Here is a 25256-nt window from a genome sequence, read left to right as displayed (position 1 = left end):
ACGAGGAGTCCCACCACGTGACCGAGTCAGTCGCCCCCGCACCCGACGAAGCGCCCGCCGCGCCCGAGCCCGTGACCGCGACCACCGCGACGACGGGCACGGAGCTCTTCGACGGTGTCCGCGGCGTCGTCGCCATCCGGGTCGCCGGTGTCCTGAAGGACCTGGCTGCCGAGGTGCAGGCCGGTGAGACCGCCGAGCCCGTCACCCTCGACGAGCAGGACGGCCTGGACATCCTGCGCCACTCGGCCGCGCACGTGCTCGCGCAGGCCGTGCAGCAGATCAACCCGGATGCCAAGCTCGGCATCGGTCCGCCCGTCACCGACGGTTTCTACTACGACTTCGACGTCGCCGAGCCGTTCACCCCCGACGACCTCAAGGCGATCGAGAAGGGCATGGACCGGATCATCAAGCAGGCCCAGCGCTTCCGTCGTGTCGTGGTGTCCGACGAGCAGGCCCGCGAGCTGATGGCGGGGGAGCCCTACAAACAGGAGCTCATCGGCCTGAAGGGCGCCGCAGCCGACGGTGACTCCGGCGAGAGCGTCGAGGTCGGTGCCGGCGAGCTCACCGTCTACCAGAACGTCGACCCGAAGTCGGGTGAGGTGCTCTGGCAGGACCTGTGCCGCGGGCCACACGTGCCGCACACCCGTTGGATCGGCAACGCCGCCAAGCTCATGCGCGTCGCTGCTGCCTACTGGCGCGGCTCCGAGAAGAACCCGCAGCTGCAGCGCATCTACGGCACGGCCTGGCCCGACAAGGACCAGCTCAAGGCGTACCTGGTGCGGCTCGAAGAAGCGGCCAAGCGCGACCACCGCAAGCTCGGTGCCGAGCTCGACCTGTTCTCGTTCCCGGACGAGATCGGCTCGGGCCTGGCGATCTTCCACCCGAAGGGCGGCATCATCCGCCGCGAGATGGAGGACTACTCGCGTCGCCGGCACGAGGAGAACGGCTACTCGTTCGTCTACACGCCGCACATCACCAAGGGCGACCTGTTCGAGCAGTCCGGCCACCTGGGGTGGTACAAGGACGGCATGTTCCCGCCCATGCACATGGACGAGGCCCGCGACGAGGACGGCAACGTCACCCGTCAGGGCGCGGACTACTACCTCAAGCCGATGAACTGCCCGATGCACATCCTGGCGTACCGCTCGCAGGCCCGGTCCTACCGCGACCTGCCGCTCCGGATGTTCGAGTTCGGCACGGTCTACCGCAACGAGAAGTCCGGCGTCATCCACGGCCTCACCCGCGTGCGCGGCATGACCCAGGACGACGCACACATCTTCACCACCAAGGAGAAGATGAAGGAAGAACTGACCACGACGCTGCAGTTCGTGCTGTCGCTCCTGCGCGACTACGGTCTCGACGACTTCTACCTCGAACTGTCGACCAAGGACCCGGAGAAGTACGTCGGCGACGACGACGTCTGGGACGAAGCGACGAACACCCTGCGCGAGGTCGCCGAGGAGTCCGGCCTCGAACTCGTGCCGGACCCCGCCGGTGCGGCGTTCTACGGTCCGAAGATCTCGGTGCAGGCTCGCGACGCGATCGGCCGCACGTGGCAGATGTCGACCGTGCAGCTCGACTTCAACCTGCCCGAGCGCTTCGGGCTGGAGTACGCGGCCGCCGACGGCACCCGCCAGCAGCCCGTCATGATCCACCGCGCGCTGTTCGGCTCGATCGAGCGGTTCTTCGGTGTGCTGACCGAGCACTACGCCGGCGCGTTCCCCGCCTGGCTGTCCCCGGTGCAGGTCGTCGGCATCCCCGTCGCCGAGGAGTACGGCGACTACCTCGACCAGGTGGTCGCGAAGCTCCGGACGCACGGTGTCCGTGCCGAGGTCGACCACTCCGACGACCGGATGCAGAAGAAGATCCGCACGCACACCAAGGCCAAGGTGCCGTTCCAGCTGATCGCCGGTGGTGACGACCGCGACGCCGGTGCGGTGAGCTTCCGCTTCCGCGACGGCCGTCAGGACAACGGCGTGCCCGTGGACGACGCGGTGGACCGGATCCTGACCGCGATCCGCGAGCGCGCGCAGGTCTGATGCAGCTGTCTGGAGGCCCGGAGCAGGTCCCCGGGACCGGTCACGTCGACGACGTGACCGGTCCCGGTTCGGCGACCACGGCCTCCGGTCCGGATCCGCTGGTCATCCGCGACGCTGCCACCGGCGCCGCGGTGCCGGACGCCTTCCAGCGCCTGTGGAACCCGCACCGGATGGCGTACATCGACGCCGGCCGCGAGGGCGAGGGCCGCGGACACAAGGACGACTGCCCGTTCTGCGAGGCACCCGCCAAGTCCGACGAGGACGCCCTGATCGTCGCGCGCGGCGAGCACGCCTACGTCCTGCTCAACCTGTACCCGTACAACAACGGACACCTGCTGGTCTGCCCGTACCGCCACATCCCGCTGTACGACGACGCCTCGCCCGACGAACTCCGCGAGATCGGCGAGCTCACCCAGACGGCCATGCGGGTGCTGCGGCAGGTCTCGCACTGCGACGGCTTCAACATCGGCATGAACCAGGGCGAGGTCGCGGGCGCCGGGGTGGCCGGCCACCTCCACCAGCACATCGTCCCGCGGTGGCAGTCGGACTCGAACTTCTTCCCGATCATCGCCCGCACCAAGTCGATGTCCCAGCTGCTCGGCGAGACACGACGGCTCGTGGCCGAGGGCTGGCCGTCGGGGGACTGACCGCGGCGCACACGGCCGGTCCAGCACTAGGATGGACGGCATCATGAGCGACAGCACCAGCACCCCGGACCCCAGCACCAACGGCACCTCGATCACCGGTTCCTCCCGGGTCAAGCGCGGCCTGGCGGAGATGCTCAAGGGCGGCGTGATCATGGACGTCGTCGACGCCGAGCAGGCACGCATCGCGGAAGAAGCCGGTGCGACCGCGGTCATGGCGCTCGAGCGCGTGCCCGCCGACATCCGTGCACAGGGTGGCGTCGCCCGCATGTCCGACCCGTCCATGATCGAGGAGATCATCGCGTCGGTGTCGATCCCGGTCATGGCCAAGGCCCGCATCGGCCACTTCGTCGAGGCCCAGGTCCTGCAAGAGCTCGGCGTCGACTACATCGACGAGTCCGAGGTCCTGTCGCCCGCCGACTACGTCAACCACATCGACAAGTGGAACTTCACCACGCCCTTCGTCTGCGGCGCGACCAACCTGGGCGAAGCGCTCCGTCGCATCACCGAGGGCGCGGCCATGATCCGCTCCAAGGGTGAAGCCGGCACCGGTGACGTGTCCGAGGCGACCAAGCACATCCGCACCATCGCGAAGGAGATCGCGGCGCTGCGCCACCTGAAGGAAGACGAGCTGTACGTCGCGGCCAAGGAACTCCAGGCGCCGTACGACATCGTCAAGGAAGTCGCTGCGACCGGCAAGCTCCCCGTGGTGCTGTTCACGGCCGGTGGTGTGGCGACCCCCGCCGACGCCGCGATGATGATGCAGCTCGGTGCGGACGGCGTCTTCGTCGGATCCGGCATCTTCAAGTCCGGCGACCCGGCCAAGCGTGCCGCTGCGATCGTCAAGGCGACGACCTTCCACGACGACCCGAAGGTCATCGCCGAGGTCTCCCGCGGACTGGGCGAGGCGATGGTCGGCATCAACGTCGCCGACGTCCCCGCGCCGCACCGCCTCGCCGAGCGTGGCTGGTAGTCCGACCGCTGGTGCGGCGCCCCGCATCGGGGTGCTCGCACTGCAGGGTGACTTCCGTGAGCACATCGCGTCGCTGACGGTGCTCGGTGCCGAGGTCGTGCCGCTGCGGCGTCCGGAGGAGATCGCGTCGCTGCACGGTGTCGTGATCCCCGGTGGCGAGTCGAGCGTGATGGACAAGCTGTCCCGTGCGTTCGGTGTCGCCCAGCCGCTCAGCCAGGCGATCCGCGACGGACTGCCGACGTACGGCACGTGCGCCGGCATGATCATGCTGAGCGACAGGATCACGAACGCGATCGCCGGGCAGCACACGCTCGGTGTCCTGGACACCACGGTCCGGCGCAACGCGTTCGGCAGCCAGAACGACTCGTTCGAGACGGACATCCCGATGCCCGACCTCGGCGACGCCCCGGTGCACGCGGTGTTCATCCGCGCGCCCGTGGTCGAACAGCACGGTGCGGGGGTCCACGTGCTCGGTGCCCTGGCCGACGGGCAGGTCGTCGCCGTGCAGCAGGGCAACGTCATCGCCAGTGCCTTCCACCCCGAGGTCGCCGGCGAGGACCGCTTCCACCGGCGCTTCCTCGACCTCGTCCACAGCGCCTGAGACCTTACCCGCCTGTCCACCGGGCCAGCGCGCCGGGAGCACACCGCGCCTCCAGGCCGGTAAACTGAGGTCGACTTTCCGCAAGACGCAAGGAGAACCGTGTCCGGGCATTCCAAGTGGGCGACGACGAAGCACAAGAAGGCCGTCATCGACGGTCGCCGTGCCAAGTCGTTCGCGAAGCTCATCAAGAACATCGAGGTCGCCGCGAAGATGGGCGGCGCCGACATGTCGGGCAACCCGACGCTGGTCGACGCCGTGCAGAAGGCCAAGAAGACCTCGGTGCCGAACGACAACATCGACCGCGCGATCAAGCGCGGTGCCGGTCTGACCGGTGAGTCGATCGAGTACACGACCATCATGTACGAGGGCTACGCCGCCAACGGCGTCGCGATGCTCATCGAGTGCCTCACCGACAACAAGAACCGCGCGGCCGCCGAAGTCCGCACGACGATGTCGCGGAACGGCGGCACCATGGCCGACCCGGGCAGCGTCGCCTACAACTTCGCGCGCAAGGGCGTCATCTCGGTCACCAAGGTCGACGGCCTGTCCGAGGACGACGTCATGACAGCGGTGCTCGACGCCGGCGTCGAGGACGTCATCGACCAGGGCGGTGGATTCGAGGTCATCTCCGAGGCGTCCGACCTGGTCGCGGCCCGCACGGCGCTGCAGGATGCCGGCATCGACTACGACTCCGCCGACGCCGAGTTCGTGCCCGGGCTCAAGGTCCCGATCGACGCCGAGACGGCCCGCAAGGTCTTCAAGCTGATCGACGCGCTCGAGGACTGCGACGACGTGCAGAACGTCTACGCGAACTTCGACATCCCCGCCGAGGTGCAGGCCGAGCTCGACGAGGACGAGGACTAGCCCTCGTGCTCCGCGTGCTCGGGGTCGATCCCGGGCTGACCCGGTGCGGTGTGGGCGTGGTCGAGGTGACGCCCGACCGCCGCGCCCGGCTCGTGCACGTCACGGTGGTCCGCACGCCGTCGGACATGGCGCTCGAGCAGCGGCTGGTCCTCATCGCCAGCGGCATCGCCGAACAGATCGAACGGCACCACCCCGACGCCGTCGCGGTGGAGCGCGTGTTCGCGCAGGCGAACGTCCGCACCGTGATGGGCACCGCGCAGGCGTCCGGCCTGGCACTCCACGCCGCTGCCTCGCGCGGGATCCCCGTCGGGCTCCACACCCCGTCCGAGGTCAAGGCCGCCGTCACGGGGTACGGCAACGCGGACAAGGCGCAGGTGCAGACGATGATCGCGCGGATCCTCGGCCTGGCCGAAGCGCCGAAGCCCGCCGACGCGGCCGACGCGCTCGCGCTGGCCGTGTGCCACGCGTGGAGGCTCGGCGCACCCGACGCGGTCGGCGCGAGTTCCGCGGTGCTCACGCCGGCGCAGCGCGCGTGGCGGGACGCGCAGGCCGGCACCGGCGGGCGCACGGCCGCGTCACCCCTGGCACGAGCCGCAGCAGCCGCCCAGCGTGGTGGCTCTGGCGTTCCTCGCGGCCCGTCGGGCGCACCGCGCGGCGGGTCCGGCGCGTCGGCGGGTGCCCGTAGGCTCGGGGCATGATCGCGAGTCTCCGGGGCACCTGCATCGACATCGCGGGGTCGTCGGTCGTGATCGACGTCGGCGGGGTCGGCTACCTGGTCACCGTCACGCCCGCACACGCCCTCACCATGCGCCACGGCTCCGAGGTGTTCGTCCGCACCGCGATGATCGTGCGTGAGGACGAGCATCTGCTGTTCGGGTTCGAGTCCACCGACGCACTGCGCGTCTTCGACCTCCTGCGCAGCGTGTCCGGTGTCGGCCCCAAGTCGGCACTGGGCGTCCTCGGTGCGATGGACCCGGCCCAGATCGCCAACGCGGTGGCGAAGGACGACGACGGGGCGTTCCGCAAGGTCTCCGGCATCGGCCCGAAGACCGCCAAGCTCATCATCGTCGCGCTCTCGGGCAAGCTCGCCGCCTTCGAGACGCCCACGCTGCCCACGGGTTCCCGGGGCACGACCGCGCACCCGGCCTCCGAGGACGTCGTCATCGCCCTCGTCGGACTGGGCTGGCGCGAAGACGCTGCCCGCAGCGCCGTCGACGACACCATCGCGAGCGAGCCCGGTGTGGCGGCGATGGGCACGCAGGCGCTGCTCCGTGCCGCGCTCGGCGCCCTCCGTCCCACCGGAGCCGGCCGGTGAGCGGCGGCATCACGGCGGCCGACGCGCAGTCACCCGAAGAACTCGCCTTCGAGGGTGCCCTCCGCCCGAAGTCACTCGCCGAGTTCGTGGGCCAGCGCAAGGTCCGGGGCCAGCTCGACCTGTTGCTCAAGGCGGCGGCGATGCAGGACCGCACGCCCGACCACATCCTGATGGCGGGGCCTCCCGGTCTCGGCAAGACCACGCTCGCGATGATCGTCGCGCACGAGTCCTCCCGCCCGCTGCGCATGTCCAGCGGGCCGGCGATCCAGCACGCGGGCGACCTTGCCGCCGTGCTGTCCTCGCTGATGCCGGGCGAGGTCCTGTTCATCGACGAGATCCACCGCATGGCGCGCTCGGCAGAAGAGATGCTCTACCTGGCGATGGAGGACTTCCGCATCGACGTCATGGTGGGCAAGGGTGCCGGCGCGACCAGCATCCCGCTCGAACTGGCGCCCTTCACGCTGGTCGGTGCCACGACACGCGCCGGCCTGCTGCCCAACCCGCTGCGCGACCGCTTCGGATTCACGGCCCACCTCGAGTTCTACGAGCGTGACGAGCTCGAACAGGTCCTGATCCGGGCGGCCCACCTGCTCGAACTCGACTTCGACCGCTTCGCGCTGCGCGAGATCGCCGGGCGGTCGCGGGGGACACCCCGCATCGCGAACCGGCTGCTGCGCCGCGTGCGGGACTACGCGCTGGTGCACGGCACCCGCGACGGCATGACCGCGGTGCAGGGCGCCCTCGAGCTGTACGACGTCGACGAGTACGGCCTCGACCGGCTCGACCGTGCCGTGCTCGAGATCATGCTCACCCGGTTCGACGGCGGACCGGTCGGCCTGAACACCCTGGCGGTCTCCGTCGGCGAAGAAGCCGAGACCATCGAGTCGGTCGTGGAACCGTTCCTGGTCCGGATCGGGCTGGTGACGCGCACGCCGCGCGGGCGCATCGCGACACCGGCGGCCTGGCGGCACTTCGGGCTCACCCCCGGCGCCGGGGGCGTCGGCCCACAACCCGGGCTGTTCGACGACGACCAACCCGGCTGAGCCGTCAGCCACAGCCACGTGCCCTAGACTGCTACGGCCCGAAACCGAAATACCAGAGAAGGCATCGCAATCATGGGTCAAGAAGTCATCCTCATCGTCATCGTCGTGGCGTTCGCGGCCTTCATGTTCTACAACAGCCGCAAGCGCAAGAAGCAGCAGGGTGAGCTCGCCACCAAGATGGTGCCGGGTGCTCGCGTGATGCTGTCCTTCGGTCTCTACGGCACGCTGCTGTCCGTCGACGACGAGAAGGTCACCGCCGACGTCGAGATCGCACCGGGCACCGTCGTGACCGTGCACCGCCAGACGCTCTCGCGCGTCGTGGACGACAGCGCATCCGACATCGAGACCACCGCCACGCCGGAAGACGAGCACAAGCCCGTCGCCGAGCTCAACGGCGAGCCCGTCTACGGCGAGCGTGCCGACGACGCCGAGCAGACCAAGCGCAAGACCGAAGACTGAACCACCGGGCCGCCGGGACACGACCGTGACCCGGCGGTGACACCGCTTCGTCCGGCGTGCGCGCCGACGAACTGACAGAAAGACGAGACTGCCGGTGGCACGACCGACCCCCGTCAAGAAAGCGCTGCGCTCGCTCACCTGGTTGGTGATCATCATGGCGATCCTGGCCGGCCTGAACACGGCGGCCTCGATCCTCGCCAGCACCACCAAGGACACCACGGGCAAGTGGTTCGCCGGGGCCAGCTGGGTCCCCGAACTCGCGCTCGACCTGCAGGGCGGCACGCAGCTGACCCTGGCGGCGCAGAGCACCAGCGGCGACTCGGTCACCTCCGACCAGCTCAAGCAGGCCGTCGACATCATCCGGCAGCGCATCGACGCGACCGGTGTCTCCGAGTCCGAGATCAACACGCAGGGTGCCAACAACATCGTCGTGTCGATCCCGGGCAAGCCGGACCAGCAGACGATCTCGCGCATCGAGGCCGCTGCCAAGCTGACCTTCCGTCCGGTGCTCTACACCGAGGCGGCGACCGACACCTCGGTCGGCGGGAAGTCCGGGTCCACCGCGTCCCCGACGCCGTACTCGCCGCCCGCGTCGCTGCCGGCCACGCCGACCGCCAAGCCGACCAACGCGAGCGACCTCAACTGGGCGTCGCCGCGACTGCAGGACCTGTACACGAACTACAACTGCAAGGCGCCGGACGACGTCACCGCGGCGCGCGACGACCAGCCCCTGGTCACGTGCGACCAGGACGGCACGTCGAAGTTCATCCTGGGGCCGGTCGAGGTCTCCGGGGCGGACATCAGCAACGCGACCTCCGGCCTGGCGACCTCGTCGCAGGGCACCACGACCGGCGAGTGGGCCGTCAACCTGACGTTCAACGGTGCCGGCACCAAGGACTTCGCCACGGTCACGAACCGCCTGGTCAAGCTCCAGCAGCCGCAGAACCAGTTCGCGATCGTGCTCGACGGCAACGTGATCACCGCGCCGACGACCAACAGCGCGATCACGAACGGCAAGGCGCAGATCAGCGGGTCGTTCACGGCCGAGTCCGCCAAGACCCTCGCCGACCAGCTGAAGTACGGCGCGCTGCCGATCAACTTCAAGGTGCAGTCGAACGAGAACATCTCGGCGACCCTCGGCACCGCGCAGCTCATCGGCGGACTCGTCGCGGGCCTGATCGGGTTGATCCTGGTCATCATCTACTCGGTGATCCAGTACCGGGCGCTGGCCTTCGTCACGGTCCTCTCGCTCGGAGTCGCTGCCGCGCTGACGTACCTGGTGATCGCGATCATGTCCTGGCGGGTCGACTACCGGTTGTCGTTGGCCGGTGTGGCGGGGTTGATCGTCGCGATCGGCATCACCGCGGACTCCTTCATCGTCTACTTCGAGCGCATCCGCGACGAACTCCGCGAAGGCCGTGCGCTCGAGGGAGCGGTCGATGCCGGGTGGCGTCGCGCCTTCCGCACGATCATCGCGTCCGACTCGATCAACTTCCTGGCCGCGATCGTGCTCTACATCCTCGCCGTCAGCGACGTGAAGGGCTTCGCGTTCACGCTGCTCCTGACGACGCTCATCGACGTCGTGGTCGTGATCCTCTTCACCCACCCGATGCTGCAGCTGATCTCCCGCCGCCGCTTCTTCAACGAGGGGCACCGGTTCTCCGGACTCGATCCGTCGGCCCTGGGTGCCGTGTACCGCGGTCGTGCGCAGTTCCGCGCACCCGTCGTGGACGGCAAGCGCCAGCGCAGTGCCGGCGAGGCACAGCGACGACAGACCATCGCCGAGCGCAAGGCCGGCAACGGCGAGACGCCGAACGGGAAGGACAGCTGATGGCGAGCTTCAGCCAGTTCGGGAACGACCTCTACACGGGCAAGCGGTCGTACGACATCGTCGGGCGCCGTCGCCTGTGGTACCTGATCGCCCTGGCAGCGATCGTCATCTCGCTCGCGGTGCCGTGGCTCCGCGGCGGGTACCAGCTCGGCATCGAGTTCACCGGCGGATCCGAGTTCACCATCTCGGACGTCAAGAACCTCGACCAGAACCTCGCGACGAACACGGTCGAGAAGATCGTGCCCGACGAGATCCCGCGCGTCTCGCAGCTCGGGACGCACGGCATCCGCGTGCAGACCGGTCAGCTGACCGACGCGCAGACCACACAGGTGCAGGGCGCGCTCGCGGACGCCTACAACGTCGACTCCGGCGAGGTCGCGTCGACCTTCATCGGCGCGACGTGGGGTGCCGACGTGCTGTCCCAGGCCGTCCGCGGTCTGATCATCTTCCTCGCGTTGGCGGCCGTCTTCATGGCGCTGTACTTCCGCACCTGGAAGATGTCGCTGTCCGCCATGGCCGCCCTGCTCCACGACCTGCTGATCACCGCGGGCGTGTACGGGATCGTCGGCCTCGAGGTCACCCCGGCCGCGGTCATCGGGTTCCTGACGATCCTGGGCTACTCGTTGTACGACACGGTCGTCGTGTTCGACAAGGTGCGCGAGAACACGGCGCAGGAATCGCACCGCACGTTCGTGCAGTCGGTGAACCTCGCGGTCAACCAGACGCTGGTCCGGTCGATCAACACCTCGGTCGTCGCCCTGCTGCCGGTCGCGGCGATCCTGTTCATCGGGTCGTACGTGCTCGGTGCCGGCACCCTCCGGGACATCTCGCTCGCGCTGTTCATCGGCATCATCGTCGGCACGTACTCGACCATCTTCATCGCGTCGCCGATGTACGCGCACCTGCGCGAGGGCGAGCCGAAGATCAAGCAGGCGGACGCCAAGAAGCAGGCGGCTGCGGCGAAGCGCGCCGTGGCGGACGCTCCGGCCGAGGTCTGAGACGACATGGACCAGATCACGACCGACCAGGCGCTCGCGCGGATCGCTGCCGGCGCCCGGCTGTACGACGTGCGTGAGCAGCACGAGTGGGACGAGGTCCACGCGCCCCAGGCCACGCTCGTGCCGACGTCCGAGTTCGCTGAACGGTGGACCGAGATCGAGTCCGCCGACCAGCCCGCGATCGTCGTGTGCCACTCGGGTATGCGGTCGGCGCGGGTGGTGCAGGCGCTCGAACAGCAGGGCGTCCCCGCGGTCAACCTGTCGGGCGGCATGGTGGCCTGGGAAGCCGAGGGCGGCCCGGTCGTGCGCCCGGGCGCCCACGACGCCGCGGGCGAACGCGGTCACGGGCACTGACCCGACGCGCGTAGTGTTGTCGGATCAGGTCCCTGGAGGCGCAGCATGACGGACATCCGTGAGTCAGCGAGACAGGACGACTCGCTCCCGAGCCGCCCCGGATCGACATCGCTGCCCACCAGTCCGCTCGGCCCGAACACCACCGGCAACCTCAGCGCACTCCGCGGCCTGCTCCCGCGCCTCTTCTCGCGAGCGCAGCCGGCCGGCGCGGTCGACACCCTGATCCGTACCGTCCGGTCGCACCACCCCAAGGCCGACATCACCCTGATCGAGCGGGCGTACTCCGTCGCCGAGCGCGCGCACGACGGGCAGAAGCGCAAGTCCGGCGAGCCGTACATCACGCACCCGGTGGCCGTCGCGCAGATCCTCGCCGACCTGGGCATCGGGACGATCACGATCGCCGCCGCGCTGCTGCACGACACGGTCGAGGACACCGACTACCAGCTCGACCAGCTCCGGCACGACTTCGGCGACGAGATCGCGATGCTCGTCGACGGCGTCACGAAGCTCGACAAGGTCAAGTACGGCGACAGCGCCCAGGCCGAGACCGTCCGCAAGATGGTGATCGCGATGTCGAAGGACATCCGCGTGCTCGTCATCAAGCTCGCCGACCGCCTGCACAACGCCCGTACGTGGGGGTTCGTCGAGTCGACGTCGGCCACGCGCAAGGCCAAGGAGACGCTCGAGATCTACGCGCCGCTCGCGCACCGCCTGGGCATCCAGATGATCAAGCTCGAGCTCGAGGACCTGTCCTTCGCGGTGCTGCACCCGAAGCTCTACGTCGAGATCGACAGCCTGGTCAAGGAACGGCAGCCCAAGCGCGAGCAGTTCGTGCAGAACGTCATCGGCACGCTGAAGAAGGACCTGAAGGCCGCCAAGGTCCGCGGCGACGTGATGGGTCGTCCGAAGCAGTACTACTCGATCTACCAGAAGATGATCGTGCGCGGGCGCGAGTTCGACGAGATCTACGACCTGGTCGGGATCCGCGTCCTGGTGCCGACCGTGCGCGACTGCTACGCGATGCTCGGCTCGGTCCACGCGCGGTGGACGCCGCTGCCCGGTCGGTTCAAGGACTACATCGCCACACCCAAGTTCAACCTCTACCAGTCGTTGCACACCTCGGTCCTCGGACCGCAGGGTCGCCCGGTCGAGATCCAGATCCGCACCCACGAGATGCACCAGCGTGCCGAGTTCGGCGTCGCGGCCCACTGGAAGTACAAGCAGCGCGCAGCCGGTCGTGACGTCGACAGCTCGAGCCAGACCGACCAGGACATGGCGTGGCTGGCGCACATCACCGACTGGCAGGCCGAGACCAGCGACCCGGGGGAGTTCCTCGACTCGCTGCGGTACGAGATCGGTGCGAAGGAGACCTACGTCTTCACGCCGCAGGGCAAGGTGATCGGTCTGCCTGCCGGGGCCACCCCGGTCGACTTCGCGTACGCCGTGCACACCGAGATCGGGCACCGCACGATGGGCGCCAAGGTCAACGGCCGGCTCGTCCCGCTCGAGAGCTCGCTGTCGAGCGGTGACGTCGTCGAGATCTTCACGTCGAAGAACCCCGACTCCGGCCCCAGCCAGGACTGGCTGACGTTCGTCCGCAGTCCCCGTGCGCGCAACAAGATCAAGCAGTGGTTCACCAAGGAGCGCCGCGAAGAGGCGATCGAGCAGGGCCGCGACGCGATCGCACGGGCCATGCGCAAGCAGAACCTGCCGCTCCAGCGCATCATGAGCCAGGACTCCATCTCCGAAGTGGCGTCGGCGATGCGGTACGACGACGTCGCCGCGCTCTACGCCGCCATCGGCGAGGGACACGTGTCGACGCAGTCGGTCATCGAGAAGGTCCTGGCCGGCGTGCAGACCGAGACCGAGACGGACGAGCCCGAGCTCGCCTTCCCGCGGCAGATCACCAGCCGGCAGCTCCGCAACAGCGACAGCGGCGTGCTGGTGCGCGGGGCACCCGACATCCTGGTCAAGCTCGCCAAGTGCTGCACGCCCGTCCCGGGGGACCAGATCGTCGGGTTCATCACCCGTGGCCAGGGCGTCTCCGTGCACCAGGCCACGTGCACCAACGTCAAGTCGCTCATGAACGAGCCGGACCGGATGATCGAGGTCGAGTGGGCGCCGTCGTCCAAGTCGGTGTTCCTCGTGCAGATCCAGATCGAGGCCCTCGATCGGTCGGGCCTGCTCAGCGACGTCACCCGGGTGCTGACCGACCACCACGTGAACATCCTGTCGGCGACGGTCTCCACCTCGTCCGACCGGCTGGCCCTGTCACGGTTCGTGTTCGAGATGGGTGACACCACGCACCTGGACCGCGTGCTCAACGCAGTGCGCCGCATCGATGCCGTCTACGACGTCTACCGTGTCAGCGCCGGGTGACCGGAACGTCGGCTGACCCGCACGTCAGCTGACCGGCACGTCAGGTCACCGGCACGCCGACTGACCGGCACGTCGACCGGGTCACAACCCGCCGGACGTCAACACCTCGCGCAACCGCCGCTCCGCCTGCCGCACCATCGGCGCCGTGCCGAGCGCCCGCAGCCGTGCCCCCAGTTCCGGCGGCGTGACCAGTCCGACGTCGAGCAGCCCGCGCACCACCTCGGAACGCGATGCCCAGGCCGACGGCCCCGCGACGCGCAGCAGGTCGAGCGCGGTCCGCACCGGGGTGGTGACCGTCGCTCCGCCGATCCGCACCGTGTCTGCCGACGTGATCGCGACCTCCCGGACCGGCTCGCCGCCGTTCTGTCGGATGCGCTGCCCAGCCGGCACGCACGCGTCGTGGGGGAGCGGCGGACGCGAACAGGCGCCCCAGATCCAGGCGGCGCTCCGCCCGGCGGCGACGACGCGCTCGTCGCCGGCGCTCCATGCGAAGGACGCCGCACGCAGTGCCGGGTCCTGCGGCTCGGCGACCGACGCCCAGCAGGCACCGACCATGACGAGCTCCCCGGCCAGCACAGCGGCGCGGAGCTCGGTCTCGGGCCAGTCGTCGGTCGTCAGCAGCCGCGAGGAACACACCCGCACATCCTGCCGCACACGGACCAAGAACGTGCTGCGCTGTGCACAGGCCCGGGCTCAGCGCAGCACGTGCGCCCGGTGGACGAGTGCCGCGGCACCGATCAACGGTCCGTCCTGGGACAACCCGGTCGGGACGATCCGGACCTTCGTCACGAAGCCGAACTCGACGCGCTCGGCGACGGCCTGACGGGCGTACTCGAACAGGTCCGGGGTGACGTGCGAGAAGCCACCACCGATCGCGACGACCTCGAGGTCGACCAGCGACGTCGCCGCGGCGATCGCCTGCCCGAGTGCCCGACCGCTGCGCTCGACCGCAGCCACGGCGACCGAGTCGCCGGCCGCGTACGCGGCTGCCAGGTCCTCACCGGTCTCCCCGGCGAACCCCTGCCGCTTCGCCCACGCGACGGTCTTCGGACCACTGGCCACGGCCTCCAGACAGCCCGTGCCACCGCACGCACACGGGTCGTCGTACCCACCGCACTCGACGTGGCCGATGTGCCCGGCGTTGCCGGTCGGGCCGCTGACGGTCCGGCCGTGCAGGATGAGACCGCCACCGACGCCGGTCGACACGATCATGCCCATGACGTGGTCGGACCCCTGCGCGGCGCCGAGCCAGTGCTCGGCCAGGGTGATCGCGAGCCCGTCCATGCGCAGCGTGACGGGCGTGCCGGCGGGCACGTGCGCGGCGATCCGGTCGCGCAGGGGGTAGCCCCGCCACACGGGCATGTTGAGGGGCGAGACGAGCCCGTGTTCCTCGTCGACGGGTCCGGCCGAGCCGATGCCCACCCCGACGAGTGTGGCGCCGTCGGGCATCGCGCCGAGCGCGCTGGTCACGGCCTGGTCGACCGCCGCCTGCAGTTCGTCCGACGTCCGCTGCGGTCCGGTCGGACTGCGGAAGCGTGTGGCTGGCAGCACGACCCCCTGGTCGGTGACCAGGGCGGCCTCGACCTTGGTGCCGCCGAGGTCGACGGCGAGGGCCAGGGCGGTGGTGGATCCGGTGTTCGACATGCGCGCTCCGATGCGGCGGTCGGGAGGCTCGGGGTCGCGTCCCCGACGCGGCGTCGCGTCGGGTGCGTCCCGGCTCGGTGGGGGTGGTCGGGGGGGGGGGGGGACCGGGAGGGTCAGTACGAGGTGGCGTCGTCCCCGGCGCCGGAGGCGGCACCGGTCTGGGCGCGGTGCGCCACCTCGTCGAGGATGCGTGCGGAAGCGCTGGTCCCGATGCGGTCGGCGCCCGCCTGCACCATCTCGAGCAGGGTGTCGAGACCGCGGACGCCGCCGGAGGCCTTGACACCGGTGTCGGCGCCGACGGTCCGGCGCATCAGGGCGATGTGCTCGGCCGTGGCACCGCCACCCGCGAAGCCGGTCGAGGTCTTGACGAAGGACGCGCCGGCCGACTGTGCGGCGCGGCTCACGGCGACGATCTCGTCGTCGGTCAGGAAGGCGGTCTCGAGGATGACCTTGACGACGGTGTCGCCCGCGGCGTCGACGACCGCACGGACGTCCTGCTCGACCCGCGCCCAGTCGCCGGACCTGGCGGCGCCGATGTTCTGGACCATGTCGAGTTCGAACGCACCGTCGGCCAGGGCCTGCAGCGACTCCGCCACCTTGGCCTCGGTCGAGGTCGTGCCGTGCGGGAACCCGATGACCGTGCCGACGCCCACACCGGTGCCCTGCAGGCGTTCGACGGCGTGGCGGACGTCGCTCGGCCGGACGCACACGCTGAACACGCGGTACGCGGCAGCTTCGTCCAGTTGGGCGTCGACGTCGGAGCGGGTCAGCTCCGGCTTCAGGATCGCGTGGTCGATGAGCCGACGGACGGCGTCGGCGGTGACGGGGAGTGCTGCGTTGTCCACCCGGCGAGCCTACCCTCAAGGGCATCGGCGTAGCGTGCGGGGCATGCGCGTCCTCGTCACCGGGGCCACCGGCTACATCGGCGGTCGCCTCGTCCCACTCCTGATCGACGCCGGCCACTCCCTTCGGGTGCTCGTCCGCACACCCACCAAGCTCGACGACGTCCCCTGGCGTGACCAGGTCGACGTGATCCAGGGCGACCTGCAGGACGTCCGTGCCGTGACCGAGGCCGTCGACGGCATCCAGGCCGTCTACTACCTCGCGCACGCGATGGGGGCGGAGGGCGACTTCGAGCAGGCCGAGCGGACCGCCGTCCAGACCATGGCCGATGCCGCGGTCCACGCCGGGGTCGGCCGCTTCGTCTACCTGGGCGGCCTGCACCCGGACGGCGAGCTCTCGAAGCACCTGCGCAGTCGCAAGGAGGTGGGGGACGTCCTGCTGGGCTCCGGCGTGCCGACCATCGCCTACCAGGCCGGCGTGGTGATCGGTTCCGGCAGCACCTCGTTCGAGATGATCCGCCACGTCACCGACGTGCTGCCCTGGATGCCGACGCCGCGCTGGGTGCGCAACCACATCCAGCCGATCGCCGTCCGCGACGTCCTGTACTACCTGGTCGCCGCGCTCGACATCCCCGCGGACGTCAACCGGACCTTCGACATCGGCGGGCCCGACGTCCTGCGGTACGGCCAGATGCTCAACGGCTACGCGGTCGAGGCGAAACTGCCCCAGCGGGCGATCTCGCCGCTGCCGGTCATGACGCCGGGTCTCGCCGCGCACTGGTTCAACATGGTCACGCCGATCCCGCGCAAGCTCGCGACCCCGATCATCGAGTCGCTGCAGTTCGAATGCGTCCAGCGCGAACACGACATCGACGACGTCGTGCCGCGGCCCGAGGGCGGCCTGACCGGCTACCGCCGAGCCGTCCGCCTGGCGCTGACGAAGATGCGCAAGGGCGAGGTGACGACGAGCTGGCGCAGTGCCACCCTCGCCCGGACCCCCGCCGACCCGCTGCCGAGCGACCCGGACTGGGCCGGGCACACCGTGTACGTCGACGACCGGCTCCGGCACACCTCGGCGCCGCCCGAGGCGGTGTGGAGCGTGGTCGAGTCGATCGGCGGCGAGAACGGCTGGTACTCGTTCCCGCTGGCGTGGGTCGCCCGTGGCTGGATGGACAAGCTCGCCGGGGGCGTCGGCCTGAACCGCGGACGACGCGACCCGAAGCGCCTCGAGCAGGGTGATGCGCTGGACTGGTGGCGGGTGGAACGGCTCGACCGTGGTCACTACCTGCGACTCCGGGCCGAGTTCAAGTCGCCCGGTCGCGCCTGGCTCGAGATGACCGTGACCCCGTCGGACGACGGCGGCTGCGACTACCACCAGCGGGCGATCTACTTCCCGCAGGGACTGGCCGGACGCCTGTACTGGTACGGCATCCTGCCGTTCCACGGGGTGATCTTCCCCGGCATGGTCGAGCGCATGACCGCACGCGCCGAGCGGGAGGCCCACCGCACCGACTCGACGCAGGCCAACAGCACGCAGCAGAATGGGTCCCGCGCGTCAGCGCACGAGGAGGCAGCATGAGCGACGACGAACGCGGACTGGTCCTGTTCCTGGGGGACAGCGTCACCGCAGGCGGATCCTGGGCCGAGCGGCTCCCCGACGAGCGCACCGACAACCGCGGGGTGAACGGCGACACGACGGACGGTGTCCTCGAGCGACTCGACGACATCGTGCAGGCAGCACCCGACGTGATCGTCCTGTTGATCGGGACGAACGACTTCGGCAACCACCGCAAGAGCGCCGAGCACGTCGTCCGCAACGTCGAGACGATCCTCGTGACGCTGCGACGTGAGCTTCCGGGCGTGCGGTTGCTGCTCGTGTCGGTCCTGCCGCGTCAGGCCGAGTACGCGCCCCGCATCGAAGAGGCCAACCGGCACCTGCGGCAGTTCGTGGCGACCTGCCACGCGCAGTACCTCGACGTCTGGCCCGCACTGGCCGACGGCGACCACCTCGCCGCGCAGTTCACCGACGACGGACTCCACCTGACCGACGAGGGCTACCGCGCCTACACGGCCGAACTCGTGCCCGCGCTCGAGCGGCTGCGGGGTCTGCCGCCCATGTCCCGCCCCATCACGGCGATCGAGCTGGACGAGGCCTCGGCCTGATGGCCGGCCGGAAGGGGCGGCCCCAGGTCGGATCGTCCCTGCGGCCGTCCGGCGGGTCCGGGTCTCGTTCGGGCTCGCCGTCGTCGACGGCTGGGTCGGGCGCGTCCTTCGGCGCTGCGGCCTCCCGTGGTCGCGGTGGCGGGAAGCCGGACCTGCCGGACTACACCCGCCCGGCCCTCGCGCCGTCACTGCTGGCGGCGATCGTGCTGCTCGCCTGCGTGGCGCTGCTCGACGCACCCGCCTTCGTCGCCGTGCGCTGGGGGATCACCGTCCTGGCCCTCATCGTGCTCGTGTTCGCGCTCCGGGGTCGCACGTGGTGGGCGATCGCGGTGACGGCCGCCGTGGCCGTCTGCTGGAACCCGCTCGTCACCGTCCCGATCCCGGGGCAGGTGTGGGCGGCGCTGCAGATCGTGGCCGCTGCGGTGTTCATCGTGGTCGGCATCGCCGTCAAGGTCCCTCGATCAGCACACGACACCCCCGCCCGGTAGGATCACAGGGGCGGACGCAGGGTCCGACCACCTGATCAGATGGGCATGGATGAGCAACGAGACCAAGCCGGAGACCGAGAGTCCTCTGCTGAACCCTCGACCGTCCTCCGGCGGTCTCGACCGGCCCGACGTCGTCCTCCGCAAAGGCCGTTTCACGCTGCTGAACGGCCACCTCACGCCGCAGCAGTCGATGATCGAGGACCTGCTGTTCCTCGACGACGCGCTCACCGCCGGCGACGTCGACCACCTGCTCATCCGGGGCAACGACCAGCGCCCCGTCATCGCGATCGACGAACGCGACCGCCAGCGTGCCGAGTCGGCGATCATGGACGCCGCCGTCGGTGAACCGTTCTACGCCAAGCCGCCGGGCGAACCGGCCGTCCTGGTCGTCGACGACGGGCTCGGGCCGGTCGACCAGCCCGTCCTGCGGGTGTTCCGACCCCGTCTCGAGCCGCTCGGCCGGCTGCGCTACGGTGCCGAGACCAGCGTCCAGCTCGAGTTCTGGCGGGTGACCGAGACCGAGGTCCTGGCACCGGTCGAGAACGCCCTGATGCGTCGCAGCCTGCCGATCGAGGAGTTCGACCTGGTCGACATCGAGCGCTACGGCCGCACCTGGCAGACCGTCGAGCACATGTTCGACGACCACGTGTCGGACATCCGGTTCCCGATCGACATCGTCTTCTCGTGGGTCGACGGCAACGCCGTCGAGTACCAGCGCGCACGCCAGGCAGCGCAGTCCTCAGCCGTCCTGGGCGAGGGCGACGACGCACCCGCCCGTTTCCGGCAGATCAACGAGCTGAAGTACGCGCTGCGCTCGGTCTACATGTACGCGCCGTGGGTCCGGACGATCTACATCGCCACCGACTCACCGGCACCCGAATGGCTGGCCGACCACCCGCGGGTCCGGATCGTGCGGAGCGAGGAGTTCTTCGCCGACCCGTCCGTGCTGCCCACGCACAACTCGCAGGCCGTCGAGTCGCAGCTGCACCACATCCCGGGCATCAGCGAGCACTTCATCTACTCGAACGACGACATGTTCTTCGGGCGCCAGGTCGACCCGTCGGTGTTCTTCAGCCCGGGCTCCGTGAGCAAGTTCATCGTGGCGATCACCAGGATCGGACTCGGCTCGAACAACCCACGACGCAGCGGCTTCGAGAACTCCGCCCGGGTGAACCGTCGTCTGCTGCAGCAGCGGTTCGGCGCCGTGACCACGCGCCACCTCGAGCACGCACCCACACCCCTGCGTGCCAGCATCATGACCGAGATGGAACACGAGTTCGCGGACGAGTTCCGCGCCACGGCGGCCTCACGCTTCCGCGCGGCCGAGAACATCTCGGTGACGAACTCGCTCTACCACTACTACGCGCTGTTGACGGGTCGGGCCATCGTGCAGGAGAACGCGCCGGTGCGGTACATCGACACGACGATGGTGGCGGGTCTGCGCGAGCTCGAGGACCTGGTGAAGAAGCGCAACGCCGACTTCTTCTGCCTGAACGACGGCAGCTTCCCCGAGGTCAGCGACGACGAGCGGATGACGAAGGTCACCGACTTCCTCGAGCGGTACTTCCCCTTCCCAGCACCGTGGGAGCGGCCGAGCGTCTAGGGCGCGTCAGCGGCCGGCTCGAGCGCTCCTGGCGAGCCTGCGAGCCCGGCGCCGGAGCCCGGCCCTGGGGGCGGTGCCAGCGGATACCGCCCGCGCGACACCATCGCGTCGTTCGACATCGACCACGTCGCCCCACCGGCACACATCCGCCCGTACGACACCACCGCTGTCGTACGACATCGACCACGTCGCCCCACCGGCACACGTCCGGGTCGCGGGCCGACGTCGGGCGCAGCGCCTCAGCGGTGGACGGGGGAGACCGGCACCGAGTCGAGCGTGAAGACGGGGATGCTCGACGTGACCGGAGCCGGCTCGACCGCAGCGGGGATGACGACACCGGCCGCCGCGAGCTTGGCGGCGGTCTGCTCGGCGGAGACCGGCTCGCCGACCGTGGCGTACTGCCCGATCGGCACGACCGAGTGCACCACGTTGTGGCCGTACACGTGCACCAGGTTGAAGGACTGAGCACCGTCACGACCGCGGGTCCCGCGCTGGAACTCGTTGAGGTCCTGCGTGTAGCACGTGGCGCTGGCGACCGAGACGGGGATGCCGGCGAACACGGCGCTCGTCGAGTAGTGCAGGTGACCGGCGATGATCGTCAGCACGTCGGAGCCCTCGACGACCTCGGCCAACGACCGCTGGTCGCGGAGCTCCACCAGAACGGTGAGGTCCTGCACGCTGGGGACCGGCGGGTGGTGCATCGCCAGGACCGTGCCGTGGGGCGCTGCCTCGGACAGGACCTCGGCGAGCCAGTCGAGCTGCTCGGGCGTCACGATGCCGTAGTGCTCACCGGGGACGCTGGTGTCGAGCGTGATGACCCGCAGCCCGTTGACGTCGTACACGAAGTCCACGGGGCGGTCCGTGGGGTGCAGGCCGAAGAGCTCCTGCCGGAAGGCGCCCCGCTCGTCGTGGTTGCCCATCGCCCAGATGACCTGGGCACCGATGCGCTCCGCGGCCGGCTCGATGATCTGCCGCACCCGAGCGTAGGCACCGGGCTCGCCCTTGTCGGCGACGTCACCGGTCACGACGATCGCTTCCGGGCGGGCGCCCGAGGCTTCGATGTCGTCGATGATCTGCTGCAGTCGCGCAGCGGAGTCCACCGCTCCGTACAGGTCACCATCACCAGCGATCAGGTGCGTGTCGCTGAGGTGGAGCAGGAAGTGGTTCGGCCTGGGGTGTTCGGCCGTCCGGGCGTCCATCGGGTTCTCATTCCGTTGGTGGTTCCTCGGCAGAGGATCTCCCGCTGGGGGAGTGCACGGTGCAACACCTTGCCACATCGTCCTGGAGCAGTCCAACACAGAGTCCTGAACCGGAGATGAACCGGAAGCGGCATTTCTCGAAATGAGGCGAACGAAACAGCCCCCCGACCACGAAGTGGACGAGGGGCTGGTTCGTTCTTGCCGAGAAGTGTTACCGGCCGACCTGGGGTGCCTGGTGCGCGCCCTCGACCTCGGGGCCGTGGTGCGCGGCGTGTGCTGCCTCGAGCTCGGTCTTCGAGACCGGCGCGATGCGGTCCTCGAAGAAGAAGCGCGACACACCTGCACGGACCTTCTGCACCGGCGTGATCTGTCCCTTGGCGTTCGGACGGATCATGAGCGGCTTGTACTCCTCGAACTGCAGGAGCTTCCAGCGCTCGTACTCGTCGAGCTGCTCGTGCACCTCGATGTACTCGCCGTGCGGCAGGCGGACGATGCGGCCCGACTCGTAGCCGTGCAGCACGATCTCGCGGTCCTTCTTCTGCAGCGCCAGGCAGACGCGCTTGGCGATCCAGAAGGCGACGAACGGACCGAGGACCGTCGTGGCCTGGATCACGTGGATCACGTGGTCGATCGACACCATGAAGTGCGTCGCGATGATGTCCGAGCTCGCCGCGGCCCACAGGCTTGCGTAGAGCGTGACACCGGCTGCGCCGAACGCCGTACGCGTCGGGGCGTTGCGGGGACGGTCAGCGATGTGGTGCTCACGCTTGTCCCCGGTGACCCAGGCCTCGACGAACGGGTAGACGAACATCGCCACGATGAGGCCCATGAGGACCGCGATCGGCACCAGCAGGTTGAACGACACCGTGTAGCCGAACCACACGACCTCCCAGTGCGGCGGCACCAGACGGAGCGCACCGTCGGCGAAGCCGATGTACCAGTCAGGCTGCGTACCGGCGGACACCGGGGACGGGTCGTACGGGCCGTAGTTCCAGATCGGGTTGATCGTGAACAGCGACGCGATGAGGGCCAGGATGCCCGCGACGATGAAGAAGAAGCCACCGGCCTTCGCGGCGAACGCCGGGAGGATCGGGACACCCACGACGTTGTCGTTCGTCTTGCCGGGTCCGGCGTACTGCGTGTGCTTGTTGATCACGACGAGCACGAGGTGGACACCGAGCACCGCCACCAGGATGGCGGGCAGCAACAGGATGTGGAGCGTGTACAGGCGGCCCACGATGGCGGTTCCGGGGAACTCACCACCGAACAGGATGTAGCCGATCCAGACGCCGATCACCGGCACGCCCTCGATCATGCCGACGATGATGCGCAGACCGTTGCCGGAGAGCAGGTCGTCGGGGAGCGAGTAGCCCGTGAAGCCCTCGGCCATGGCCAGGATCCACAGCACGAAGCCGAAGACCCAGTTGAGCTCGCGCGGCTTGCGGAAGGCACCGGTGAAGAACACGCGGGCCATGTGCAGCATCACCGAGGCCACGAACAGCAGGGCTGCCCAGTGGTGGATCTGCCGGACGAAGAGCCCACCGCGGATGTCGAACGAGATGTTCAGCGTCGACTGCAGCGCCGTGGACATCTCGACGCCCTTGAGCGGCACGTAGGAGCCGTTGTAGACGACCTCGGTCATCGAGGCGCCGAAGAAGAACGTCAGGAACGTGCCCGAGAGCAGGATCACGACGAACGAGTAGAGCGCGACCTCACCGAGCATGAAGCTCCAGTGGTCGGGGAAGATCTTGCGCCCGACCTCTTTCACCAACCCGGAGATGCTGGTGCGCTCGTCGATGTAGTTGGCGACCCCGCCGATGATGCGGGATCCACGCTCCGGTGCCGGCTTGGTGGTGCTGGTCGTCGGTGCGCTCGTGGTGGTGGTGCTGGTCATCAGCGTTCACGCTCCCAGAATGACGGTCCGACCGGCTCGTGGAAGTCGCTCTGCGCAACCAGGTAGCCGTCGTCGTCGATCGCGATCGGAAGTTGGGGGAGGGGGCGTGCCGCCGGGCCGAAGATGACGTCGCAGTTGTTCGAGACGTCGAAGGTGGACTGGTGACAGGGGCACAGCAGGTGGTGCGTCTGCTGCTCGTAGAGCGCGACCGGGCAACCGACGTGGGTGCAGATCTTGGAGTACGCGACGATGCCGTCGTACCCCCAGTTCTCACGACCCTTCGAGGGGTTGAGGTCCTTCGGGTCGAGGCGCATGAGGAGCACCGCGGCCTTCGCCTTCTCCTCGAGCATGTGCTCCTTGTCGAGGAGACCGTCGGGGATGACGTGGAAGACGGAGCCGATCGTGACGTCGGACGCCTTGATCGGGAGACCCGTCGGGTCCTTCGTGAGCCGCGTGCCCTTGGCCCACATGGTGTGGCGGAGCAGCTCGTTCGGGTCGGCAGCGGGTGCGAGGTCACGCACGAGCACGATGCCGGGCAGGGGGAACGCGACGAGCGCACCGATCATCGAGTTGCGGATCAGCTTGCGACGGCTGAAGCCGGACTCCTTGTCGGCGAGCTGGAAGGCCTCGACGGCCTTCGCCCGAGTCGCTTCGGTGCCACGCGTGGGGTGGCGCATCTCGGTGATCTCGCGGTCGCTGACGAGCGACTTCGACCAGTAGACCGCGCCCAGGCCCAGCGCGAGCAGGGCGAGCGAGATGGACAGGCCCAGCCACAGGTTGGCGCTGCGGACCGTGCCGAAGTCGTCCGAACGGATCGGGAACGCGACGTACGCGGCGATCGACAGGACACTGCCCACGATCGACAGGTAGAAGAACGTGGCGACCTGACGTTCGGCCAGGCGCTGCTTCTTGGGGTCGACGTCGGTGCGACGCGCGCGGTGCGGCGGCTCGCCCGGGTTCTCGAACGGTTCCGCGGGCAGGACCGCGGTGCCGACCGGCTCCGTCGAGTCGTGCTTCTCGACAGCCGAGGACGAGGTCACTGCCTCGTCGTCGTGCTCTGCCATGGTGTTCCCTTCAGTGTCGTGCGACACGGACGATCAGTTGGACTTCGCGGTGAGCCAGACGGTCATCGCGACGACCGCGCCCAGTCCGAAGATCCAGATGAACAGACCCTCGGCCACCGGACCGATGGCACCGAGGCCGAAGCCGCCGGGCGAGGAGTTGTCCTGCACGTACTTGAGGTACGTGATGATGTCGGCCTTCTGCTGCGGCGTGATGTTCAGGTCGTTGAACACCGGCATGTTCTGCGGGCCGGTGAGCATGGCCTCGTAGATGTGCTTGCCGGAGACGTCCGTGAGCTTCGGCGCGTACTTGCCCTCGGTCAGCGCGCCACCGGCGCCGGCCACGTTGTGGCACATGGCGCAGTTGATGCGGAAGAGCTCGGCACCCTCGGCAGCGTCACCGCCGCCCTTGGTCAGCGAGGTGGACGGCACGGCGGGACCGGGGCCCAGCGAGGCGACGTACGCCGCGAGCTGGTCGACCTGCTCGTTGGTGAACTGCGACGGCTTCTCTTCGGCCTGCGGGCCCGATGCTGCCATCGGCATGCGACCGGTCCCGACCTGGAAGTCGACCGACGCCGCACCGACACCGATGAGCGAGGGGCCTTCACCCGTGCCCTGCGCCGACAGGCCGTGGCAGGTCGCGCAGTTCGAGGCGAAGAGCTTCTCGCCCTGGTTCACCTGGGACTGGCTCGACGCCGCGACCGTGCTGACGCTGTCGTCCGCGTTGGCCGACGAGCTGAACAGCGCGTACGCCCCGCCGGTGGTCATGAGACCGACGACGATGAGCGAGACGGTCGCCATCGGCGAGCGACGGCCCTTCTTGTTCTTGGTTCTGTTGAACATGCTGTGGGTGCTGTCCGTT

General features: G+C 69.2%; 24 protein-coding genes. 17 read left to right on the top strand and 7 right to left on the bottom strand.

Features of this window, described 5'->3' with window-relative positions; translation table 11 throughout:
• Positions 1-17 precede the first annotated feature (17 nt).
• The 13 genes from thrS to MT346_RS11745 all read left to right on the top strand — a co-directional run bounded on the left by thrS (position 18) and on the right by MT346_RS11745 (position 13500).
• The gene (gene thrS, locus MT346_RS11805) at positions 18-2039 is read left to right on the top strand and encodes a threonine--tRNA ligase (RefSeq protein ID WP_374202526.1); all 2022 of its coding nucleotides are present in this window, start codon (positions 18-20) and stop codon (positions 2037-2039) included.
• Entirely contained in the window at positions 2039-2686 is a 648-nt protein-coding gene (locus MT346_RS11800; protein ID WP_243563272.1) for an HIT domain-containing protein, read from the top strand. Before thrS ends, MT346_RS11800 begins: the two co-directional genes overlap by 1 nt.
• 43 nt (positions 2687-2729) lie before the next feature.
• A complete protein-coding gene (gene pdxS / locus MT346_RS11795) occupies positions 2730-3656 on the top strand; it encodes a pyridoxal 5'-phosphate synthase lyase subunit PdxS (protein WP_243563271.1) in 927 nt (308 codons plus the stop codon).
• Entirely contained in the window at positions 3646-4257 is a 612-nt protein-coding gene (gene pdxT, locus MT346_RS11790) for a pyridoxal 5'-phosphate synthase glutaminase subunit PdxT (RefSeq protein WP_243563270.1), read from the top strand. The genes pdxS and pdxT overlap by 11 nt, the downstream gene beginning before the upstream one ends.
• Positions 4258-4356: 99 nt before the next feature.
• Positions 4357-5121, top strand: coding sequence for a YebC/PmpR family DNA-binding transcriptional regulator (locus MT346_RS11785; protein ID WP_243563269.1), 765 nt, complete (start codon positions 4357-4359; stop codon positions 5119-5121).
• Between the two features lie 5 nt (positions 5122-5126).
• Entirely contained in the window at positions 5127-5819 is a 693-nt protein-coding gene (ruvC, locus tag MT346_RS11780) for a crossover junction endodeoxyribonuclease RuvC (protein WP_243563268.1), read from the top strand.
• Positions 5816-6436 (top strand): Holliday junction branch migration protein RuvA, encoded by a 621-nt coding sequence (gene ruvA, locus MT346_RS11775; RefSeq protein ID WP_243563267.1) that lies wholly within the window; start codon positions 5816-5818, stop codon positions 6434-6436. The genes ruvC and ruvA overlap by 4 nt, the downstream gene beginning before the upstream one ends.
• A complete protein-coding gene (gene ruvB / locus MT346_RS11770; protein WP_243563266.1) occupies positions 6433-7479 on the top strand; it encodes a Holliday junction branch migration DNA helicase RuvB in 1047 nt (348 codons plus the stop codon). The genes ruvA and ruvB overlap by 4 nt, the downstream gene beginning before the upstream one ends.
• A 72-nt stretch (positions 7480-7551) precedes the next feature.
• The gene (gene yajC / locus MT346_RS11765; RefSeq protein ID WP_243563265.1) at positions 7552-7938 is read left to right on the top strand and encodes a preprotein translocase subunit YajC; all 387 of its coding nucleotides are present in this window, start codon (positions 7552-7554) and stop codon (positions 7936-7938) included.
• 94 nt (positions 7939-8032) lie between these two features.
• Positions 8033-9769: a protein translocase subunit SecD gene (gene secD / locus MT346_RS11760; protein WP_243563264.1), complete on the top strand. Its 1737-nt coding sequence runs from the start codon at positions 8033-8035 to the stop codon at positions 9767-9769.
• Complete coding sequence (gene secF / locus MT346_RS11755) at positions 9769-10767, top strand: protein translocase subunit SecF (RefSeq protein ID WP_243563263.1); 999 nt, start codon at positions 9769-9771, stop codon at positions 10765-10767. Before secD ends, secF begins: the two co-directional genes overlap by 1 nt.
• A 6-nt stretch (positions 10768-10773) precedes the next feature.
• A complete protein-coding gene (locus MT346_RS11750) occupies positions 10774-11121 on the top strand; it encodes a rhodanese-like domain-containing protein (protein WP_243563262.1) in 348 nt (115 codons plus the stop codon).
• Positions 11122-11166: 45 nt separating this feature from the next.
• Positions 11167-13500, top strand: a complete 2334-nt coding sequence (locus tag MT346_RS11745) for a bifunctional (p)ppGpp synthetase/guanosine-3',5'-bis(diphosphate) 3'-pyrophosphohydrolase (protein ID WP_243563261.1) — start codon at positions 11167-11169, stop codon at positions 13498-13500.
• 81 nt (positions 13501-13581) lie between these two features.
• Here the strand turns inward: MT346_RS11745 and MT346_RS11740 are convergent, their stop codons facing one another.
• The 3 genes from MT346_RS11740 to deoC form a co-directional block, all read right to left on the bottom strand.
• Positions 13582-14136 carry a type IV toxin-antitoxin system AbiEi family antitoxin gene (locus MT346_RS11740; RefSeq protein ID WP_243563260.1) on the bottom strand — a complete coding sequence of 185 codons (555 nt, stop codon included), beginning with the start codon at positions 14134-14136 and terminating at the stop codon, positions 13582-13584.
• Between the two features lie 57 nt (positions 14137-14193).
• Positions 14194-15144: an ROK family protein gene (locus MT346_RS11735; RefSeq protein ID WP_243563259.1), complete on the bottom strand. Its 951-nt coding sequence runs from the start codon at positions 15142-15144 to the stop codon at positions 14194-14196.
• Between the two features lie 113 nt (positions 15145-15257).
• Positions 15258-15989 carry a deoxyribose-phosphate aldolase gene (gene deoC / locus MT346_RS11730; protein WP_243563258.1) on the bottom strand — a complete coding sequence of 244 codons (732 nt, stop codon included), beginning with the start codon at positions 15987-15989 and terminating at the stop codon, positions 15258-15260.
• Positions 15990-16032: 43 nt separating this feature from the next.
• On the opposite strand from deoC, the gene MT346_RS11725 reads away from it, so the two are divergent.
• The 4 genes from MT346_RS11725 to MT346_RS11710 are packed head-to-tail and all read left to right on the top strand — an operon-like array spanning position 16033 to position 20240.
• Entirely contained in the window at positions 16033-17565 is a 1533-nt protein-coding gene (locus tag MT346_RS11725) for an SDR family oxidoreductase (RefSeq protein WP_243563257.1), read from the top strand.
• Entirely contained in the window at positions 17562-18149 is a 588-nt protein-coding gene (locus MT346_RS11720; protein ID WP_243563256.1) for a GDSL-type esterase/lipase family protein, read from the top strand. Before MT346_RS11725 ends, MT346_RS11720 begins: the two co-directional genes overlap by 4 nt.
• Positions 18149-18637: a DUF6804 family protein gene (locus MT346_RS11715; protein ID WP_243563255.1), complete on the top strand. Its 489-nt coding sequence runs from the start codon at positions 18149-18151 to the stop codon at positions 18635-18637. Before MT346_RS11720 ends, MT346_RS11715 begins: the two co-directional genes overlap by 1 nt.
• Positions 18638-18686: 49 nt before the next feature.
• Positions 18687-20240, top strand: coding sequence for a stealth conserved region 3 domain-containing protein (locus MT346_RS11710; RefSeq protein ID WP_243563254.1), 1554 nt, complete (start codon positions 18687-18689; stop codon positions 20238-20240).
• Between the two features lie 239 nt (positions 20241-20479).
• Here the strand turns inward: MT346_RS11710 and MT346_RS11705 are convergent, their stop codons facing one another.
• From MT346_RS11705 to MT346_RS11690, 4 genes are all read right to left on the bottom strand, one after another.
• Positions 20480-21439 (bottom strand): phosphodiesterase, encoded by a 960-nt coding sequence (locus MT346_RS11705; RefSeq protein WP_243563253.1) that lies wholly within the window; start codon positions 21437-21439, stop codon positions 20480-20482.
• Between the two features lie 211 nt (positions 21440-21650).
• Entirely contained in the window at positions 21651-23333 is a 1683-nt protein-coding gene (locus MT346_RS11700) for a cytochrome bc complex cytochrome b subunit (protein WP_243563252.1), read from the bottom strand.
• Positions 23333-24397: a ubiquinol-cytochrome c reductase iron-sulfur subunit gene (locus MT346_RS11695; protein ID WP_243563251.1), complete on the bottom strand. Its 1065-nt coding sequence runs from the start codon at positions 24395-24397 to the stop codon at positions 23333-23335. The genes MT346_RS11700 and MT346_RS11695 overlap by 1 nt, the downstream gene beginning before the upstream one ends.
• A gap of 33 nt (positions 24398-24430) precedes the next feature.
• A complete protein-coding gene (locus MT346_RS11690) occupies positions 24431-25237 on the bottom strand; it encodes a cytochrome c (protein WP_243563250.1) in 807 nt (268 codons plus the stop codon).
• Between the last annotated feature and the right edge of the window lie 19 nt (positions 25238-25256).

The organism is Curtobacterium sp. VKM Ac-2922 (genome assembly GCF_022815645.1).
In the GTDB taxonomy this organism is placed as follows: domain Bacteria; phylum Actinomycetota; class Actinomycetes; order Actinomycetales; family Microbacteriaceae; genus Curtobacterium.
This window is presented reverse-complemented; position numbering and strand designations above follow the sequence as displayed.